18 protein-coding genes are annotated in these 19,286 nt (G+C 37.8%); 9 read left to right on the top strand and 9 right to left on the bottom strand.

Going from position 1 to position 19,286, the window contains the following annotated elements:
• Nucleotides 1–69: 69 nt before the first annotated feature.
• Complete coding sequence (locus ACJJVM_RS09560) at nt 70–1,683, top strand: OmpA family protein (RefSeq protein ID WP_405211533.1); 1,614 nt, start codon at nt 70–72, stop codon at nt 1,681–1,683.
• 173 nt (nt 1,684–1,856) lie between these two features.
• Here ACJJVM_RS09560 and clpX read toward each other — a convergent pair whose 3' ends face one another.
• From clpX to ACJJVM_RS09520, 8 genes are all read right to left on the bottom strand, one after another.
• On the bottom strand, nt 1,857–3,089 hold the full coding sequence (gene clpX, locus ACJJVM_RS09555; RefSeq protein WP_035325769.1) for an ATP-dependent Clp protease ATP-binding subunit ClpX: 1,233 nt from the start codon (nt 3,087–3,089) through the stop codon (nt 1,857–1,859).
• 51 nt (nt 3,090–3,140) lie between these two features.
• Nucleotides 3,141–3,815 carry an ATP-dependent Clp endopeptidase proteolytic subunit ClpP gene (gene clpP, locus ACJJVM_RS09550; RefSeq protein WP_405211532.1) on the bottom strand — a complete coding sequence of 225 codons (675 nt, stop codon included), beginning with the start codon at nt 3,813–3,815 and terminating at the stop codon, nt 3,141–3,143.
• A gap of 89 nt (nt 3,816–3,904) precedes the next feature.
• Nucleotides 3,905–5,227: a trigger factor gene (gene tig, locus ACJJVM_RS09545; RefSeq protein ID WP_405211531.1), complete on the bottom strand. Its 1,323-nt coding sequence runs from the start codon at nt 5,225–5,227 to the stop codon at nt 3,905–3,907.
• 78 nt (nt 5,228–5,305) lie between these two features.
• Nucleotides 5,306–5,650: a phage holin family protein gene (locus ACJJVM_RS09540; RefSeq protein ID WP_035325773.1), complete on the bottom strand. Its 345-nt coding sequence runs from the start codon at nt 5,648–5,650 to the stop codon at nt 5,306–5,308.
• Nucleotides 5,651–5,759: 109 nt separating this feature from the next.
• The gene (locus ACJJVM_RS09535; protein WP_298348903.1) at nt 5,760–7,343 is read right to left on the bottom strand and encodes an SGNH/GDSL hydrolase family protein; all 1,584 of its coding nucleotides are present in this window, start codon (nt 7,341–7,343) and stop codon (nt 5,760–5,762) included.
• A gap of 10 nt (nt 7,344–7,353) precedes the next feature.
• Nucleotides 7,354–8,625, bottom strand: a complete 1,272-nt coding sequence (locus ACJJVM_RS09530) for an OmpP1/FadL family transporter (protein WP_298348905.1) — start codon at nt 8,623–8,625, stop codon at nt 7,354–7,356.
• A gap of 128 nt (nt 8,626–8,753) precedes the next feature.
• Nucleotides 8,754–9,521: an alpha/beta fold hydrolase gene (locus ACJJVM_RS09525; RefSeq protein WP_405211530.1), complete on the bottom strand. Its 768-nt coding sequence runs from the start codon at nt 9,519–9,521 to the stop codon at nt 8,754–8,756.
• Nucleotides 9,522–10,235, bottom strand: coding sequence for a pyridoxine 5'-phosphate synthase (locus ACJJVM_RS09520; RefSeq protein ID WP_405211529.1), 714 nt, complete (start codon nt 10,233–10,235; stop codon nt 9,522–9,524).
• Nucleotides 10,236–10,313: 78 nt separating this feature from the next.
• On the opposite strand from ACJJVM_RS09520, the gene ACJJVM_RS09515 reads away from it, so the two are divergent.
• From ACJJVM_RS09515 to murI, 8 genes are all read left to right on the top strand, one after another.
• The gene (locus ACJJVM_RS09515; RefSeq protein WP_299150932.1) at nt 10,314–10,970 is read left to right on the top strand and encodes a CBS domain-containing protein; all 657 of its coding nucleotides are present in this window, start codon (nt 10,314–10,316) and stop codon (nt 10,968–10,970) included.
• Between the two features lie 6 nt (nt 10,971–10,976).
• Nucleotides 10,977–11,861 (top strand): NAD kinase, encoded by an 885-nt coding sequence (locus ACJJVM_RS09510; protein WP_298348915.1) that lies wholly within the window; start codon nt 10,977–10,979, stop codon nt 11,859–11,861.
• Nucleotides 11,862–12,016: 155 nt separating this feature from the next.
• Nucleotides 12,017–12,691, top strand: a complete 675-nt coding sequence (locus ACJJVM_RS09505) for a DUF6089 family protein (RefSeq protein WP_298348919.1) — start codon at nt 12,017–12,019, stop codon at nt 12,689–12,691.
• 7 nt (nt 12,692–12,698) lie between these two features.
• Nucleotides 12,699–13,439 (top strand): isoprenyl transferase, encoded by a 741-nt coding sequence (locus ACJJVM_RS09500; protein WP_299150945.1) that lies wholly within the window; start codon nt 12,699–12,701, stop codon nt 13,437–13,439.
• Nucleotides 13,372–16,053 (top strand): outer membrane protein assembly factor, encoded by a 2,682-nt coding sequence (locus ACJJVM_RS09495; RefSeq protein ID WP_405211528.1) that lies wholly within the window; start codon nt 13,372–13,374, stop codon nt 16,051–16,053. Before ACJJVM_RS09500 ends, ACJJVM_RS09495 begins: the two co-directional genes overlap by 68 nt.
• Before the next feature lie 37 nt (nt 16,054–16,090).
• On the top strand, nt 16,091–17,095 hold the full coding sequence (locus tag ACJJVM_RS09490) for an OmpH family outer membrane protein (protein WP_405211527.1): 1,005 nt from the start codon (nt 16,091–16,093) through the stop codon (nt 17,093–17,095).
• Nucleotides 17,096–17,134: 39 nt separating this feature from the next.
• The gene (locus ACJJVM_RS09485; RefSeq protein WP_298348927.1) at nt 17,135–17,647 is read left to right on the top strand and encodes an OmpH family outer membrane protein; all 513 of its coding nucleotides are present in this window, start codon (nt 17,135–17,137) and stop codon (nt 17,645–17,647) included.
• Nucleotides 17,648–17,737: 90 nt separating this feature from the next.
• Nucleotides 17,738–18,544 carry a glutamate racemase gene (gene murI, locus ACJJVM_RS09480; RefSeq protein WP_405211526.1) on the top strand — a complete coding sequence of 269 codons (807 nt, stop codon included), beginning with the start codon at nt 17,738–17,740 and terminating at the stop codon, nt 18,542–18,544.
• Between the two features lie 6 nt (nt 18,545–18,550).
• Here the strand turns inward: murI and ACJJVM_RS09475 are convergent, their stop codons facing one another.
• Nucleotides 18,551–19,285 carry a LytTR family DNA-binding domain-containing protein gene (locus tag ACJJVM_RS09475; protein ID WP_298348933.1) on the bottom strand — a complete coding sequence of 245 codons (735 nt, stop codon included), beginning with the start codon at nt 19,283–19,285 and terminating at the stop codon, nt 18,551–18,553.
• Between the last annotated feature and the right edge of the window lies 1 nt (nt 19,286).

Here is a 19,286-nt window from a genome sequence, read left to right as displayed (position 1 = left end):
TTACTTTATTGTTAACTAGATCACTCTTAATTTAGGGCAATGCGATTCCCCAGAATCATAATTAAGAAGATGAAAATAACCCTATCTTATTTTACAATTACAGCTTTATTGCTTTGCACATTTACAGCACTAGGTCAAGACCAATTAACCTATACTGCTCTTGCAAATAATACGGAAAATTACACTCCCAAAGAGAAGCCATTTTATGGAGATAATGGCTTCAAGTTTAAAACCTTTAATACAGGTATAAACTCAAAATATTCTGACTACGGCATAGGCTTCTTTAGAGAGAAATTTATTTCTTTTTCTGCTCGTAAAATAGGTGGCCTTGCAAAAAAAGATCCCATATCAAAAGAACCGTATACTAAGTTATATTGCTCAGACATCACCTATGATTATGACTTAAAAAGACCCTTATTATTCTCGTCTATTTTAAATCGGAATGACAACTTAGGCACCCTTGCCTTTTCTCAAGACGGCAATACCTTATATTTTACACAAAGCAAAGAAGATCACACACAGAGCTTTGAACTCTATCGTGCAGAGATGAATCCAGAGCGTGAAGGCGAGTGGATAAACATCACAGCACTATCTATAAATGGAGACTACTCTGTTGAAAATCCTCATTTGAGCAGAAGTGGTGAGTGGCTTTACTTCTCATCAAATAAACCAGAAGCTATAGGAGGTTTTGACATTTTTAGAATTGCAGTAAAAGACAATGAACTTATAGGAAAAGCAGAGAGGATAGAGGGTAGTGTAAACACGGTTCTTGATGAGAAGTTTCCGCAAACGTCTCTTGATGGCAAGTACCTTTACTTCTCTTCAAAAGGACACGATAGCCAAGGTGGTTATGATATATTTAGGTCAAGAAAATCTAAGCTTGGTTTTGTTTCTACAAGAAACTTAGGAAGCACCATTAACTCTCCAAAGGATGAAGTTGCATTTATACAGGCAAATGAGAACATAGGTTATATGACCTCAAATAGAGATGGGGGTAATGGAGGTTATGATATTTATAAAATAGAAGAATCTATACTAGCACTTAGCGTTGCAGGAAAAGTGGTAGACGCAGAGACAGAGATTGCACTGGCAAACGCTACTGTTGCCCTACTTGATGATTATGGTGAAGAAGTAGCAAGTGTACGTTCTAATATAGATGGTAGTTACAACTTTCCTGTAGAGGGGTTTGTAAACTATACGGTTATTGCTTACAAAGATGGATTTGAAACTACTCGAGAGACATTTAATACAGCGGCTCAAGAGGATAAAATATTTGTCAAAAATCTCATACTTGGAGCCACACCAGCCCCTATTGTAAAAACAGCAGAAAAAACGATACTAAAAATAGATAATATTCTGTTTGACCTTGATAGTGATAGAATTAAAGAAGTTTCAACAATCACTCTTAATACTGTGGTTGCTACCCTTAAGGCAAATCCATCTATTAAAATTGCTATTAATGCCCATACAGACGCACAAGGTAGCGCAGGCTACAACAAGAGACTGTCTATGCGAAGAGCTGCCTCGGCGATGAATTATCTACTAAGCAAAGGAATTTCAAAAGATAGGTTACAGTCTCAAGGTTTTGGAGAAGAACAATTACTCATAAACTGTACATCTTGTACTCCTCAAGAAAATGAACTTAACAGACGCATCGAGTTTGTAGTTATTTCAAATGAGTAACTCTCTAGTACATAATTAAAATAGCAATCACTACGTGATGTAATGATTGTAAAACAGCTATCAGTTGGGGGACCGATAGCTGTTTTTTTATGCTTATTTGGTACGCTTAAAACAAAAAAGAAGCATCCTTGTCCGGATGCTTCTTTTAATACAATCTATTATGTCTTTTACAACTATGAAGCGGCTTTAAGCTTCTTAAGCGTAGACTTATTAAGTTTACCCTCTGCATATGTTTTAGTCACATTAAGTGACTTCTCATCTGAGCTAGGCAAATCAAACATTGCATCTGTTAAGATAGCTTCACATAAGCTACGTAGCCCTCTAGCTCCTAGTTTATATTCTATAGCCTTATCAACAAGATAATCTAGCGCATCATCTGTAATGCTAAACTCTATATCATCCATCGCAAAAAGCTTCTTATATTGCTTTATAATCGCATTTTTAGGCTCTGTAAGGATTGCTCTAAGCGTTCCCGCATCAAGAGGGTTCATATGAGTTAATACAGGGAGTCTACCTATAATTTCTGGTATAAGACCAAAGTCTTTTAGATCTTTAGGTATAATATACTTGAGCATATTATCCTTTTCTAGAGCCTCATCACTTTTACTTGCTACAAATCCCATAGCCTGCATATTAAGACGCTTTGAGATGTGACGCTCTATACCGTCAAAAGCTCCACCAGCTATAAATAAGATATGCTCAGTATTTACCTCTATAAACTTCTGGTCTGGGTGCTTACGTCCTCCCTTAGGCGGTACGTTTACAACCGTCCCTTCTAGTAACTTCAATAACGCTTGCTGCACACCTTCACCACTTACATCACGAGTAATAGATGGGTTATCACTCTTACGAGCAATTTTATCTATCTCATCTATAAATACAATACCGCGTTGAGCTTTCTCTAGGTTATAGTCTGCTGCTTGTAATAAGCGAGTTAAGATACTCTCAACATCTTCACCTACATAACCAGCCTCTGTAAGAACCGTTGCATCTACAATAGCAAGTGGTACGTTAAGCATACGTGCAACTGTTTTTGCTATAAGCGTCTTACCAGTACCAGTTTGTCCCACCATCACGATGTTACTTTTCTGGATTTCTATATCATCATCTGTAGCTGGTTGTAACAATCTCTTGTAGTGATTATAAACCGCTACAGACATTACTCTCTTTGTAAACTCTTGACCTATTACATACTCATCTAGAAACGACTTTATCTCTTGTGGTTTCTTTAACTTGAGTTCTCCTTCAAGATCATTTGTAGCTACATCCTTAGACTCTTCTATAACAATACCGTGAGCCTGCTCGATACATCTATCACATATGTGTGCATCTAGCCCCGCAATAAGCAGGTTAGTCTCTGGTTTTTTTCTGCCACAAAATGAACATTCTAAATCTTCCTTTGCCATTCTATTTACTATTTTGACTTGAATTACGCTTTCGCGAAAGCGTAAACCTTTTTAGTCTCTCTTCAAAATTTCGTCTATCATACCGTACTCAAGGGCTTTATCTGCCTTCATCCAGTAATCACGATCACTATCGTTATATACTTTATCGTAGTCTTGACCTGAGTGCTTTGCAATGATATCGTACAGCTCCTTCTTGAGCGTAAGGATTTCCTTTGCAGTAATCTCTATATCACTTGCTTGACCTTGAGCTCCACCCATAGGCTGGTGTATCATCACACGGCTATGTGGTAGACCACTACGTTTTCCTTTTTCTCCAGCACATAACAACACGGCTCCCATAGAGGCTGCCATACCTGTACAGATAGTAGCTACATCTGGCTTTATAAACTGCATTGTATCATAAATACCTAAGCCAGCATACACGCTTCCTCCTGGTGAGTTTATGTAAATCTGAATGTCCTTGTTTGCATCTGTACTTTCTAAAAACAGTAGTTGTGCCTGTACAATGTTTGCTACCTGGTCATTTATTCCAGTACCCAAGAAAATGATGCGATCCATCATTAAACGTGAGAACACGTCAAAGATCGCGATATTCATCTGGCGCTCTTCTATAATGTTAGGAGTAAGTCCCTGAGGAAGCATACTCGTTATGATTTTATCGTAATAGTTAGAGCTTACACCCTGATCTTTAATTGCAAATTGTTTAAATTCTTTTCCGTAATCCATATCTATTCTAGCAATATTTTCTTTAATAAAAAAGCGTTTTACCTAGTCTAGTAAAACGCTTTAAAGATACTTATTATCTAGGAGGTATTCTAATTGTATACTTCCTTAACAAATTCGTCAAAGGTTACTTCCTTCTCCTTAAGTTTTACATTTTCTTTAAAGAATGTAAGCATTTTTACATTCATAAGCTGCTCAGAAAGACGCTTTACTTCTTCTTGATTACCAAGTATGCGTGCTGCGATATCATCAAGCTCTTTTTCTTCTGGGTTCATTTGCCCGTACTGCATCATTTGCGCTTTGATCATATCTTTAGAATAATCTTTAAGCTCGTCAAATGTTACTTGAAGTTCGTTTTCAGTAACGACTTTACCTTCTATAAGCTGCCATCTTAAACCTTTTTCAGAGCGTGTAAACTCTTCTTTTGCTTCTTCTTCTGTCATAGGATTTTCTCCCGTAGACTGAATCCATCTAGCTAAGAAGTCTGAAGGTAGGTCAAACTTAGTTTCATCAATAAGACGCTCTGTAACGTCATTCATAAGTTGCTGGTCGCTCTGTTGTGTAAACTGGCGCTCACCATCTTCTTTTATTTTATCTTTAAGCTCTGTCGCAGATTTTACAACGTCCTTTCCAAATAACTTATCAAAAAGCTCTTGATCAAGATCTGCTTGCTCACGCTTGTTTGTTTCTGTTACTGTAAAAGCAACTTCTGCATTCAGGTCTTTTGCTTCGTCTTCAGAGATTTTTAATGCTGCTTGGTATGTTCCAGGCTCTGAGAAAAGACTTTTAGTCTTAACCGTAATTACATCTCCAGGTTTTGCTCCTACAAATGCCTCTACATTTTTCTTCCCTTTAAGTTGCTCTATCTCAAAAGTAGCTTGGTTATCTATACCAGCTTTTTCACTTGCAAATGTTCCAGTTACTTCACTGTCTTTTGCAACCTCAGTTTGAGAGATTAACTTCCCGTATTGTTTTCTAATAGTAGTTACTTGACTATCTACCATTTTATCATCTACCTTAATCTTATAGCTAGTGATTGCTTTTTTAGGCTTAAGGTTTACATCAAACTTAGGTGCCATTCCTAGCTCAAACTCAAAGTTATAATCTTCTGCATCCCAGTTAAAATCTTCTTGATTTTTTGGAAGCGGATTACCTAATACGTCAAGCTTCTCCTCTTGTAAGAACTTACCTAGAGCTTCTTGAAGTATTTTATTTACCTCATCTACACGCACAGCCATCCCGTATTGCTTCTTCACCATTCCCATAGGTACGTGACCTTTTCTAAAACCAGGAATATTTGCTGTTTTACGATAGTTCTTAAGTATAGACTCTACCTTCTCGTTATAGTCATCCTTAACGATTTCTACCTTCACTACTGCGTTTAGGTCGTCTATTTGCTCTTTTGTAATATTCATTATAATGTAATTTTGAGGGCGCAAAAATACGATATTTTTACAACTCCAACAATCTTTTAATAAGTGCTTAACGTCCTCTTACTTATCATCTTTAAGTAGCGAGAATAATATACTCTGAAAAATACTGAGCAAAATACTAAAGAGGAGTGCTATCCAAACGCCACTTACAGAAAAACCTCCCACAAAATAATCTGCTATTAATATGATAATGGCATTTATGATAAATAAAAACAGTCCAAATGTCACAATAGTAACTGGCAAGGTAAGTATCACAAGTATAGGCCTCACTATAAATTTAAGTAACGCAAGTACTACGGCAACAATGATAGCCGTCACAAAACCATCTACGGCTACTCCTGGCAAAAACTTTGAGAGCACTACTACAGCAACCGCCGTAAGTAATATTTTAATAATAGTATTCATAATGGTTGTTTTAAGGGTTAAATACGCTTTCGCGAAAGCATAAATTTACACATAAAAAAAGCGCCTTTTATAAAAAGGCGCTTTTACTATATAGTACGTGTTGTAAAACTTAGTTTACATCATTACTAAGTGTTACTGTACCGTAAGATCCTATATCTACTCCTGGTATGGTAGAACCATACTGCTCATTAATAGCATCTATAATAGCGTTTGCAGTAAATGCATAACCTCTAGGTGTAGGGTGTACACCATCTAGAGAGAAAGCCCCTCCAGTTACAAAATCTGATGTAAGAACTCCACCGTTAAATGAAACTCCACCATTTGCAACTACTTGAAGTGCTGTACGAGCATCTACAAAAGCAAGGTCATTAGATTGTGCTAGTGCCTGTATAGTAGCATTGTACTGTGTTTGTGCTGTCGTGATAAGCTCTTGCTCTTGTGACGTAAGTACAAACTGGTCTTGTAAAGGACGTGACACACCATTTATAGCCTGTAGTGCAGCCTGCTCTGCAGGGATTCCTAAAGAAACTAATAGATTTAAGAAATCTTGATCTGTAGTTCCAAGTACTCCCGCTGTAGTAAGTGGCACTAAGTCATCATTTGTAGTCTGGCGTAATTGAGATAATAATCCCGCAGTAATAGGGTCCAAGTTAAAAGGAGGTCCTTGTACTATTGCAGAGATATCTGTAAGGTCTTCATCTTGTATTGTGATAAAGTTTGCTCCTTCGGCAAATGTAATTTGACGAGCAGCAGCCTCATCTGCAGTGATGATTCCAAAAGATGCTAGACCTGGTAACACTTGAGTGTTATATGCTGCAAATGCAGCATTAAGTGTAGCAGCCGTAGTTGCATCTAGTGGTATTGCTTGTGAAGGCACCGTTGTAAAGAAAGGTATAGATGTTACATCTGGAATATTTACAAGTGCTCCCTGCGCACCAGAAGCTACAAGAAGACTTACCTCTTGAGAATAAACGTTTGCAAAAACGTTAGGGTCTGTAATATCATTAGATCCGTACGTAGTAGGATCAAAATTACCTGTTTGGTCTACACCAGCACCACCAGAAGTAGCAAAAGATAAAATATCGTTATTACCTATCCATAGTGAGAAAAATGATGGGTTTGCTGCAAGTGCGTCTCCCATTACTGTCGCGTTAGCCTCAGATGCAAATCTTGCAAAATATGGGTTTGCTTGTCCCGTAGGTACTCCAGCTACATTACCATAACCTGGCGCTACAAGGTGAAAACTCTTTGCTCCTGGCACACCTACATTGTTAAAAGGTCCTGTTACAACATTTGTAATATCTGTTGTAGGCGTTCCTGTTAGTAAAGCTGGACCTGGATTACCATTTTCATCTGTAGCTAGTACAAAACGGTTATTGGTAATTTGAGTTCCACCTAGAGTAAGTCCTCCTAAGTTATCATTTACAAGTGGCTGTGTAAATTCTCCTCCACCTGCAAGCGCAAACTGTTGCGCCATAATGTTAGGGTATGAATTTTCTTGACCAGTTATATAAAGTGCTCCATCTGCAAAACCTGCAGTAAGCGAGTTACCTACAGCTACGTATGAAGAAAAGTTTGCTTCTCCACTTGTGTACACTGTTCCGTCCTCAATTTCATTTTCAAATTCTGGCTCACAAGCAACAAGGCCAAGTGCAAGCGCAGGAAGTGCGATATAATTAAAATATTTTTTCATTGCTGTAATTTTATAATTTGTAGGTTAATCCTAATCCTGGTGCAAATGCACTTGATCTATACGTTCCTGCAAATGGAGCCTCAACACCACTTTCTGTATATGCATCATAAGAAGCATCAACCTCTCTAAATGTTAGATATAGGAAAGAAGCATCTATAGCTAGTTTTTGTGTTACGTTATAAGAGAATCCTCCTGTAAAACCAAAAGAATCATTACGTGGAGTTTCTGGTGAGAAGAATCCTTCTTGTACAGGAGACTCATCAAAATAAGCACCACCTCTTAAAGCAAACTTATCACTTACTGCATACTCTGCTCCTAGACGTAATGTCCAAGCGTTTTGGTAATTTCTTGGGTTAATAGACTCTAGAGCTACAGATCCATCTGCATTTAGGAAATTAAGGTCAAGAGAGTTATATATATCCCACTCTGCATAGTTTACATCTGCATTAAGAACCCACTTATCTGTAGGCTTGTAAGTTACACCTACAGTCCACTCTGCTGGTAATGGTAGTGTTGCTGTAAAGTCAAAATCTCCATTTGTAGTAGGCGCAAGTGGTGAGTTAGGAACATTTGAGAATGTTGCTGTACCCTCTCCTTGCTCTACCTCGATATCAATTCTAGATCTATAGTTTACACCAAAAGACCACTTATCGCTAAACTTAGCATAACCTCCTACAGAAAAACCATATCCTTTTACTCCAGAAGCATCTACCTCTACGTTAGAGCGGTTACCGTCTGTATCTGCTAAGCTTCTTGTAAGATTACGATTAAAGTTAACACCACCTATAGCTAGTATAGGTCCTCCTCCAAAACTCACGTTTTCAGTAAGCTTTGTTGAAAATATAGGCTGTATAAAAATAGCAGACAACTCAATACTGTTTACTAAGTGAGATCCAGACCAATCTGTTGGATACTCTACTGTACTACCATAAGGAGTATATACTGCTAGCGCTACAGAAGACTTTTCACTAAGCTTGTAAGCTGCATATAGATAAAGTGGCGTTCCTGTAGGACTATCTGTTTGTGAAGATGTTCCAAACTCAGTATTCTGATACTTTACATCAGAAAAAACACCAAATCCACCTACAGATACACTTAGTTTACTTTCTAGGTGCACAAGGCCACCTGGGTTAAAAAATGCTATCTCAGCACTATTTACATAAGCCACACCTGTGTGACCCATTGCTAAACCTCGTTGTCCTTGTAGACTCACTCGGTAACCTCCGGCATACGTCACTGCACAAACTAGTAGCAGAACAATGACACTCAATACTTTTTTCATAATTTAATTTAGGTTATGGGAATTGTGTTATTCGTAAAAATGTACCTTCAAAAATAAGCTATTTATAAAGGAAACATTCTTTTTTTACACATTTACTATGCATACATAGCTTTTTGTGATTGACAATACTATAAAAAATTTATCACATCTTTATAAAAATCTTTAGGATTTTCTGCGTGAAGCCAGTGACCAGCGTTAGAAATTGTCTTGATTTGCGCTTTCGCGAAAGCGTTATAAATCCCATTTTTATCTTCCTCGAGGATGTAATTAGATTTATCTCCTCTTAGGAATAAAGTAGCATCGCTATAAGTTGCGCCCAGCGGTAACGGCTTCCCTATTTCTTCTATATTTTGAATAAGAGCCGCTAGATTCATACGTAGACCTAAAACTCCTTTTTCTACCCAATAAAGATTTTTAAGCAAAAACATTCTCGTCCCTAAGTCTGATATATAATTTGCTAGAAATTGATCTGCTCCAGACCTACTAGACATTGCTTCGCTATTATTTGAAAGCGCCGTGAGGCCTTCTAAAATAGTCTGGTGATGCTGGGGATATTCTTTAACTCCTATATCTGCAATGATGAGTTTATCTACCATAGCTGGATATGTAACCGCAAAGAGCATTGCTGTTTTACCTCCCATAGAGTGACCTAATAAGTGTATCTTATCAAGTCCATTTTCTACACAATAGTCTTTAAGATCTTCTACGAGCAACTCATAACTAAAAGCGTCACTATGAAAACTACGGCCGTGATTGCGCTGGTCTATAAGATGTACTTGGTAACCATCTGCCGCAAATTGTTTTGCAAGCGTTTTCCAGTTATCACCCATTCCTAAAAACCCGTGTAAAATTACCAGTGGCTTGCCTTCTCCTATAATATTAGAGTGCACAATCATCTATTGTAATTTTTTAAGATAAGAAGACACCACAGTCTCAAAACCTAGATATAACGACTCCGCCATAAGAGCGTGACCTATAGAAACTTCTAGCAAGTCTGGAATACTGTTATGAAAATACTCTACATTATCTAGGGAAAGATCGTGCCCAGCATTAATACCTATACCAAGATCGCTGGCTAGAAAAGCTGCTGCGATATATGGTTTTATAGCCTCCTCCTTGTTTTCGGCATAACCGTCTGCATAGGCTTCTGTATACAATTCTATTCTATCTGCACCAGTTTCTTTTGCTCCTTCTATCATTTCTAATACAGGATCAACAAAGATTGAAGTACGTATTCCCGCATTTTGAAACTCAGCTATAACCTCTTTTAAAAAGTCCTTATGTTTTATTGTATCCCAGCCTGCATTACTCGTAATTGCATCTACAGCATCTGGCACGAGGGTTACTTGTGTAGGTTTTGTCTCTAGTACGAGGTCTATAAATTTTTGAATAGGATTACCTTCTATATTAAACTCTGTAGTTACTACATCTACGAGATCACGGGCATCTTGATATCTTATATGGCGCTCATCAGGTCTAGGGTGTATGGTTATTCCTTGAGCACCCATATTCTCTAGGTCGCTAGCCACCTTTAATAAATCTGGCACATTACCTCCTCTAGCGTTACGCAAAGTAGCTACCTTATTAATATTTACACTTAATTTTGTCATAGCAATCATATATTATTTGATATCACAAAAATACAAAGACACCAGTGCTAGGCGGGTATTTTTTCATTATTTTGCATTATGACGTTAACAGATTCTATTATAAATGATATTAAGCCTGTCTCAGAAAAAGAGAATATAGGCGAGGTACAATCTATTTTTACTCAGACCACATACTCTCACGTACCTATAGAACGAGACGGCGTTTATGTAGGCTCTTTACCAGAAAATGATACACATTGCCTAGATGCAGATACGCCCATAAGTGAGTATAGCCACGGCTATGAGCATTTTTTTGTGAGATTTGAGACTAACTGGCTAGATGTGCTAGAAGCCTTTGCTCAAAATGGCTGTAACCTGATGCCTGTACTAGGAGAAAACAACCAGTACCTCGGATATTATGAACTTGAAGATGTGATGAATTTCTTTAACAACACACCATTTATAAGTGAGCCTGGTAGCGTTGTTGTAATTGAAAAAGGAGTGCAGGACTACTCTTTTAGCGAGATAAGCCAGATTGTAGAGTCTAATGATGGTAAACTATGGGGAATGTTTATCTCAAAAATAGAAAATGATGTAGCAGAGATTTCTCTTAAAATAGGAAGGTCAAACTTTAACGATATACTAGCAGCCTTTAGAAGATACAGCTACATAATAGTATCAAGTCATCAAGAAGACACTTTCCTTACAGACTTGCGAGCTCGATCACAATACCTAGAAAAATACTTAAACATATAATTAACTATGAAAATAGGTATATACGGGCAGTTCTACCACGAGGCAGCGGGACAATACATCCAGCAGCTTCTAGACATTCTTGACAAGAAGCAAATAGAAGTTATTATAGAGAAAAACTTTCTCAAACTCATTCACGAGAATGACACCATAGAGAAGGATTATAATCACTTTTCTACCTTTAGAGAACTAGACAACACTTACGACCTTTTTGTAAGCATAGGTGGAGACGGTACAATTCTAAAAACTGTTACATATGTACGAGATCTCAACATACCTATAATAGGGATAAATACAGGTCGACTAGGTTTCCTTGCCACTATCAAGAAAAATGATATTGCCGCCTCTATAGAAAAAATACTCACCGGCAAGTACAGCATCTCAAAAAGAAGCCTACTACAAGTCACTACAAATAATCCAAAGGACCCAATAGGAGAACTCAACTTTGCACTTAACGAGATTACCGTAAGTAGAAAAAACACCACTTCTATGATTTCTGTAAAGACAAAGTTAGACGGTGAAAATCTTACTAATTACTGGGCAGATGGCCTTATAGTTGCTACACCCACAGGCTCAACAGGCTACTCACTAAGTTGTGGAGGGCCGGTCATCACACCACAAACATCAAGTATAATACTCACACCCATAGCACCTCATAATCTCAATGCAAGACCACTAGTTATACCAGATGATACCATAATCGAGCTGAGCGTGTCTGGTAGAGCAGATCAACATCTTATCTCTCTTGACTCAAGAATAGCTACGGTCGATAATGAAACAATTATAACACTACAAAAAGCACCATTTGAGATAAGTCTTATTCGTTTAGAAGGAGATAGCTTTTTAAAAACACTTAGACACAAGCTACTCTGGGGAGAAGATAAAAGGAACTAGACAATAATTATGCACAAAGGCTGTTTTCTTTTAGGACTGGCCATATAGGGTTTAAAGACGCTTTCGCGAAAGCGAACACTCACATAATCATCTTAATAACCTCTTATTGCTAGTACCATCACAGAATTGTTATATTTGCAAACTTTTACGGCTATATGAAGTACCTGACGATTGTTTTAATCGCCATTTTTTGGAATATCGAAGCACAAGGGCAAACCTATGAAATAGGAGCCTTTATTGGCGGATCAAATGTTGTAAGCGACATTGGGTCAACTAATTATATTGCACCGAATAAACCAGCTTTTGGAGCGATTTTAAAATGGAACCGAAGTTCAAGACATTCCTTCAGGTTTACAGCGCTGTTTACAGAGCTAGAAGGAAATGATGCAGATAGTCACGAAGCTAGAAGACAAAGTAGAGGATTATCTTTTACAAATAGTTTACAAGAAGTCTCACTGGGACTGGAGTATACCTTTTGGGAATTTGATATGTTTAAAGATCGTAATGCAAATGCACCGTACTTATACTCAGGTATAACCGCATTTAATCACGAAAACATTTCTAGAGTAAGTGGCATTACTCAAGATGGAAATGCTTTAGACTTTGCAATACCTATCGTGTTAGGCTATAAAGTAGCTTTTAACTCTATGGTAATAGCTTTAGAAGGTGGTGCCCGCTATACATTTACAGATAATCTGGATGGAAGCGCACCCGTAGGAGATGACAATACGATAAGTATTGGAAATAGAAATAATAATGACTGGTATGTGTTTACAGGTGTGACTGTAAGCTTTACCTTTGGCCGCAGACCTTGTTTCTGCGCATTTTAAATATATAATGGACGCACTCGCCCACATTGACAAAAATAAATTACCCCAGCACGTTGCCATCATTATGGATGGTAATGGACGATGGGCAAAAAAACAAGGGCTCCTTAGAGCCGTAGGTCATAAAAAAGGTACAAAAGCTGTAAGAGAAGCCGTTGAGGCTGCTGCAGAGCTGGGTATACCCCACCTTACACTATACGCTTTTTCTACAGAAAACTGGAACAGACCTAAAGCCGAGGTAGATACACTTATGAATCTACTTGTTTCTTCTCTTAAAAAGGAAATTTCTACACTGCAAGACAACGATGTCTCTCTTAACACCATAGGTTTAACAAGCTCTTTACCTAAAAAAGCGCAGCGTGAACTTAATGAAGTGATAGAAAAAACAAAAGACAACAAAAGGCTTAAGCTCACACTAGCACTGAGTTACGGCAGTAGAGAAGAACTTATAAAAACAGTACGAGAAATAAGCGATAAAGTTAAAAATAACCTAATTTCGCCGGCTGAAATAGATGAGTCTTGTATAAATCAGCATCTTTACACCTATGACATACCGGATGTAGATCTATTAATACGTACAAGTGGAGAGCAACGAGTGAGCAATTTTTTACTATGGCAAATTGCCTATGCTGAATTTTACTTTACAGAAGTATTGTGGCCAGATTTCAGAAAGGAACATTTACATGACGCTATTTACAATTATCAGAAAAGAGAACGAAGATTTGGAAAGACAAGTGAACAGATTAAATAGTACAGCTACTTTTTCAAAAGTAACAGGCAGATGGATTTTTATTTTAGCCTTATTATGTAGCACCTTAGTAAACGCTCAGAGAGACATACCACTCGATCCAGATATCAAGTATGAAATTGCAGATATAAAGGTTACCGGGACTTCTACCTATAATGAAAATACCGTAATTGTATTTACAGGCTTAAGAGTAGGAGAGCGCATCTCATTACCTGGCACAAAAGTTTCTAATGTAATTAAGAAACTATGGTCCCTAGAACTCTTTTCTGACATTAATTTATATGTTACTGCGGTAAATGGTGACAAAGTAGATTTACAACTCGATATTAAAGAAGTTCCAGAACTTAACGAAGTACGCTTTAAAGGAATAAAGCAGAAAAAAGGATCTAGCTTTATTAAAGACAACGGTCTTAACAAAGGAGCAAAGGTTACTGAAAACCTAGAAACGACCACTACAAATTATATTGAGAACTCGTATAAGAAAAAAGGGTTCTTAAACTCTAAAGTATATATAAATACGGTACCTGCAGCAGACACTATTGGCAAAAATAAAGTCAATATGATTGTAAATGTTGATAAAGGTGAGCGCGTAAAGGTTAAGGAAATCAACTTTAATGGACGTGAGAAACTTCAAGAAGGTAAACTTCTTGGATCTATGAAGAATACAAAGGAGAAAAAAATCTGGCGTCTTTGGAAAAGATCAAAGTTTATTAAAGCAGATTATGAAGAGGATAAAGTAGCCATCATAAACAAATACAAAGAAAAAGGTTATCGTGATGCAAGAGTAGTTTCTGACTCTATTATCAAGAACAATGACCAAAGTATTACGGTTGAAATTAATATAGAAGAAGGACGTAGATACTACATAGGTGATATAGACTTTATAGGAAACTCTGTCTACACAGACGAGCAGCTAAGTAGACAATTAGGCCTTAAAAAAGGAGATGTTTATAACGGCGTTTTACTTCAAGAACGCATCAAAGATGATACAGATCCTGATGCTGATAACATCGCAAACCTTTATCAAAACAGTGGTTATTTATTCTCAAACGTAAACCCTGTAGAAACAAGTGTACAAAACGACACCATAAACTTCGAAGTACGTATTACTGAAGGTAAACTTGCATACTTTAACAAAGTAACTGTAAAAGGTAACGACAAGACTAAGGATAAAGTTATCTATAGAGAACTACTCACTAAGCCTGGACAGCGTTATAGCAAAAAAGCAGTAGTAGGTACAATACGTGAGTTAGGTCAACTAGGCTTCTTTGATGCACAACAGCTTACTCCTAACTTCAATAATTTTGACCCAGTAGGTGGAACTGTAGATCTAGAGTATAACGTTGTAGAGCAAGGAGCAAGCCAGATAGAACTTCAAGGAGGTTTTGGTGGTGGAGGTTTTGTGGGAACTCTAGGACTCTCATTTAACAACTTCTCTATACAGAACATATTTAATAAAGATGCCTACAACCCATTACCTATGGGTGATGGCCAGAAGTTTTCTTTGAGAGCACAAGCGAGTCAATTTTTCCAAACATATAGTGCATCACTCACAGACCCTTGGTTTGGAGGGAAACAACCAGTACAGTTTTCAACATCATTCTCGCACACGATACAATATTTATTTACAGGTATTACAACTGGAAGTGCTAGTGATCGTGTAGATAGAAACAGTAAGTTCTTGATTACGGGAGGTTCTGTAGGGTTATCTAAGCGTCTTAAATGGCCAGATAGAAACTTTAGCTTATCACACGCTATAAGCTTCCAGCACTTTGATTTACAAAACTACAACACAGGTCTATTTACCTTTGGAGATGGAGCTTCAGAAAACTTAGCTTATACTATAGGTCTAAGTAGACGTGAGCTTTATGGAGGATTAATTTTCCCTACAAGTGGATCTGACATAAGTCTAACAGCAAAATTAACCTTACCATACTCAGCTTGGAATGGTGTCGATTATAAAGGTTTAGCAATAGAACGTGATGAAGCTATCGCAGATGGTCTTAGTAGCACAGGTAAAACTGTAGGAGAGATAGATCAAGAGCGTTTTAACTGGCTAGAATACTATAAAGTAAAGTTTACTGGTAAGTGGTATACACCACTTGTAGGTAAGTTTGTATTACAATCTGGTGTAGAGTTTGGATGGCTAGGTGCTTACAATCAAGATAGAGGTGTACCACCTTTTGAGCGTTTCTTCTTAGGAGGTGATGGTCTAGGAGGTTTCTCACTTGATGGTAGAGAGATTGTAAGACTTAGAGGATACCCTAACCAGTCTGTAACTCCTATAGATAGAGGAGCTATTTTACAGAGCACAGGGCAGGCTAATGATGGTGCTACTATTTACAATAAATTCAGTCTTGAACTACGTTATCCTATTACCTTTAGCCCGCAAGCGAGTATCTATGCATTAACTTTTGCAGAAGCAGGATCATCTTATGACAATTTTAGGGATTATAACCCGTTTCAATTGAGTAGATCTGCTGGGGCAGGAATTCGTATATTTATGCCGGCCTTTGGATTATTAGGTCTGGATTTTGGATATGGATTTGACCCAATTCCTGGTACAACAGGAGCAAATGGATGGGAAACCCACTTCATTATCGGACAGCAGTTTTAATTTTTGGCACGATTATTTCTAATGCAACTCTGAAACTATGAAGACAAACGTTTTTATCTTACTAATAGCAACTTTCCTTATAAGCCTTAGCGCTCAAGGACAACGAGCAAGTGGTGTACGTATAGGTTATATTGATATGGAATACATTCTCGAGAATGTTCCAGAATATCAAGAAGCCTCATCACAGCTGGACGAAAAAGTTGCAAGATGGAAAGGAGAGATAGAAACAAAGCTCGAAGAAGTATCTGCTATGAAAGAACAGCTAGATAATGAACGAGCACTGTTAACAAAAGAACTTATAGAAGAGCGTGATGAAGAAATCACCTTTGAAAGAGATCAGGTTTTAGAATATCAGCAAAAGCGTTTTGGACCAGGAGGAGATCTAGCGATTCAAAGAAGACAACTCGTAGAACCTGTACAAGATCAAGTTTTTAATGCAGTTCAAGAAATATCTGCAGCTAAGAAATTTGATTTAGTTTTTGACAAATCTTCAGATTTAATGATGCTATATACTGCAGACCGTCTTAATATAAGCGATCAAGTTTTAAGAAGTATCACTCGTGCTGCAAAGCGCAACCAGATAAACAGTAAGAAAGAAGAAAGAGATTTTGATATAGACGAAGCAAAAACTGTAGAGCAAGACAAAGCAACACAAGAAAGACAACGAGCTATAGAAGCCAAAAAATCTGAGCGTGAAGCAGCACTAGAAGCCCGCAATAAAGAGCGTAATGCTCAAAAGGCAGAACGTCAAGCAGCGTTTGACGAGAGGAGAAAGAAACTTCTTGAAGAGCGTAAACGTAAGAAAGACTCTATAACTGCCGTACGTGAAGCAAAAGCAGCAAGCAGAAATTCTGGAGCTCCTACTTTAGGTAAAAAACCAGGTGATGCACTCTCTGCAAAAGAAGCAGCACTAGAAGCTAGAAAAAGAAGAAAGGACTCCATAATTGCCGTACGTAAAGCAAAAAGAGACTCAATTATACAAGCTAGAAAAAGAAAAGCAAATCCTTCACAAGCAGATGGCGAAGATGGAGGAGGTATTTAACCTTTATTAAATTTTACACTTAACTCAAATTAGATTACAATGAAACAGTTTACAAAAGTATTAGCAGCAATTGCACTTATCGTAGGAATGAGCAGCGCTATGCAAGCACAAAGCAAAGTTGCACACATTAACTCGCAGTCACTTGTAGAAGCTATGCCTTCATATAAAACGGCAATGTCAGAGCTAGAAAAACTACAGAAGTCATATGATGCAGATATCTCAGGAATGGGTAACGAGCTTCAAAAAACACTAGAGCGTTACAACCGTGAGGCAGAAACGCAAACAGATGAGGAGAACCAAAGACGTATGAGTGAAGTTCAAGATACTCGTTCTAACATCGTAAAGTACCAACAGACTGCAATGCAAAAACTTGAGGTAAAGCAACAAGAACTTATCAAGCCTATCTTAGAAGAGGCAAGACTTGCTATCCAAAAAGCAGCACGTGCAAAAGGTTATGAATTTGTACTAGACTCTACACCAGGAGCAGGAGGAGTTCTTATGGCAGATGGTTACGATCTTATGGCAGATGCAAAAGCTGCTCTAGGTATATAAATCTAAAGCTTGATAACCACTCACTGAGTACACTATCAAATAGTATATAAAAACTGCCCTTTCTAGGGCAGTTTTTTTTATTTTAGAACTATGAGTAACAAGAATGTTATAGGAGTTTTTGACAGTGGTATAGGCGGCACCTCCATCTGGAAAGAGATAGTCGCTAGACTACCCGGAGAAGACACCATATATCTTGCAGATAGCATAAATGCACCATACGGCGCAAAGTCTAAAGAGGACATTATTGCTCTCTCTGTAAAAAACACAGAAAAACTCATTAATCTAGGCGCCAAAATCATTGTAGTAGCTTGTAACACGGCAACTACAAATGCTATAGACTATCTTAGAGAACACTACAATATTCCGTTTATAGGTATAGAACCTGCTATTAAACCTGCAGCTGTACAATCTCAGAGCAAGGCAATAGGTATACTCGCTACAAAGGGCACACTTAACAGTGCGCTTTTTCAAACCACCTCAGAGAGATGGACACAAGGCGTAGACGTTATTGAGGTAATTGGAGAAGGTCTTGTACCTCTTATAGAGCAAGGAGATCTAGAGAATCTTGAGTTATACAACTTATTAGAATCCTATATACAGCCTATGCTAGAAAAAAACATAGACTACCTCGTGCTAGGTTGCAGCCATTACCCCTACCTCATCCCATTATTAAAAAAGATGCTACCTCCTCACGTAGCAATTATAGACTCTGGGCTAGCTGTAGCTAGACAGACAGAGGCAGTTTTAAAAGAATTAAACAATCTTTCGGGGAATGTATCAAGCGATCACTACATTTATACTAATGGAGACGTGAAGGTGCTTAAAAAGGTGTTGTCACGCTTTCGCGAAAGCGTAAAACCCACCACTACCATTACCATATCACACAAAGATTTTTAGAAACGTTTATTGAAAGTAAGCAAGCAGGTTAGACTTCTGACTAGCCGAAACAAGCACTTCTTTACCCGTACTCATAACTACACTCCCACCCTTTCCTTTTTTGTAACCAGTAATCTCATTTACATTTACAAGAAAAGACTTGTGCACGCGAGCAAAACCGAAATCTGTAAGAGCCACTTCAAAAAACTTAAGCGTTTTACTTACTAGCTTCTTATCGCCAGATTTCATAAAAATCTGAGTATAGTTATCATCTGCCTGGCAGTATAAAATATCTTTTGCCGGGAGCACCTCAAAACCATCTTGTACAGGTATAGTTATCTTACCCTGCTTATCCATATTGTGTGTGGTAAGGACCTTGTTTTCTAGTGCGTTTTCTTTAGATTTTATCTCCGTCACATAGTCTACTGCTTTTATAAGCTCATCTATAGAAACAGGTTTAAGTAAGTAATATGAGGCGTGTGTATTAAGCGCATCCATCGCATACTGATTATATGCCGTGACAAAGACTGTCTCAAATGTACGATCGCCCACTTGCTCAAGCAGGTCAAAGGCATTTCCTTTAGGCATCTCAACATCTAAAAAGACAAGATCAAGTTTATGATTGCGTATTAACACAAGGGCTTCATCTACATTTTCGGCCTCCCCAACAATAGTTACTTTTGGGCAGTATTTTGTAAGGTAGTTGCGCAGTATCTCTCTACTTGTCTCTTCGTCTTCTACTATGATTGTTTTGAGCTCCATA

It is taken from the genome of Dokdonia sp. Asnod2-E02, assembly GCF_045063915.1.
Classification (GTDB): Bacteria; Bacteroidota; Bacteroidia; order Flavobacteriales; family Flavobacteriaceae; genus Dokdonia.
Note: the sequence above shows the minus strand (reverse complement) of the source record. Positions and strands in the feature narration are given on the sequence as shown.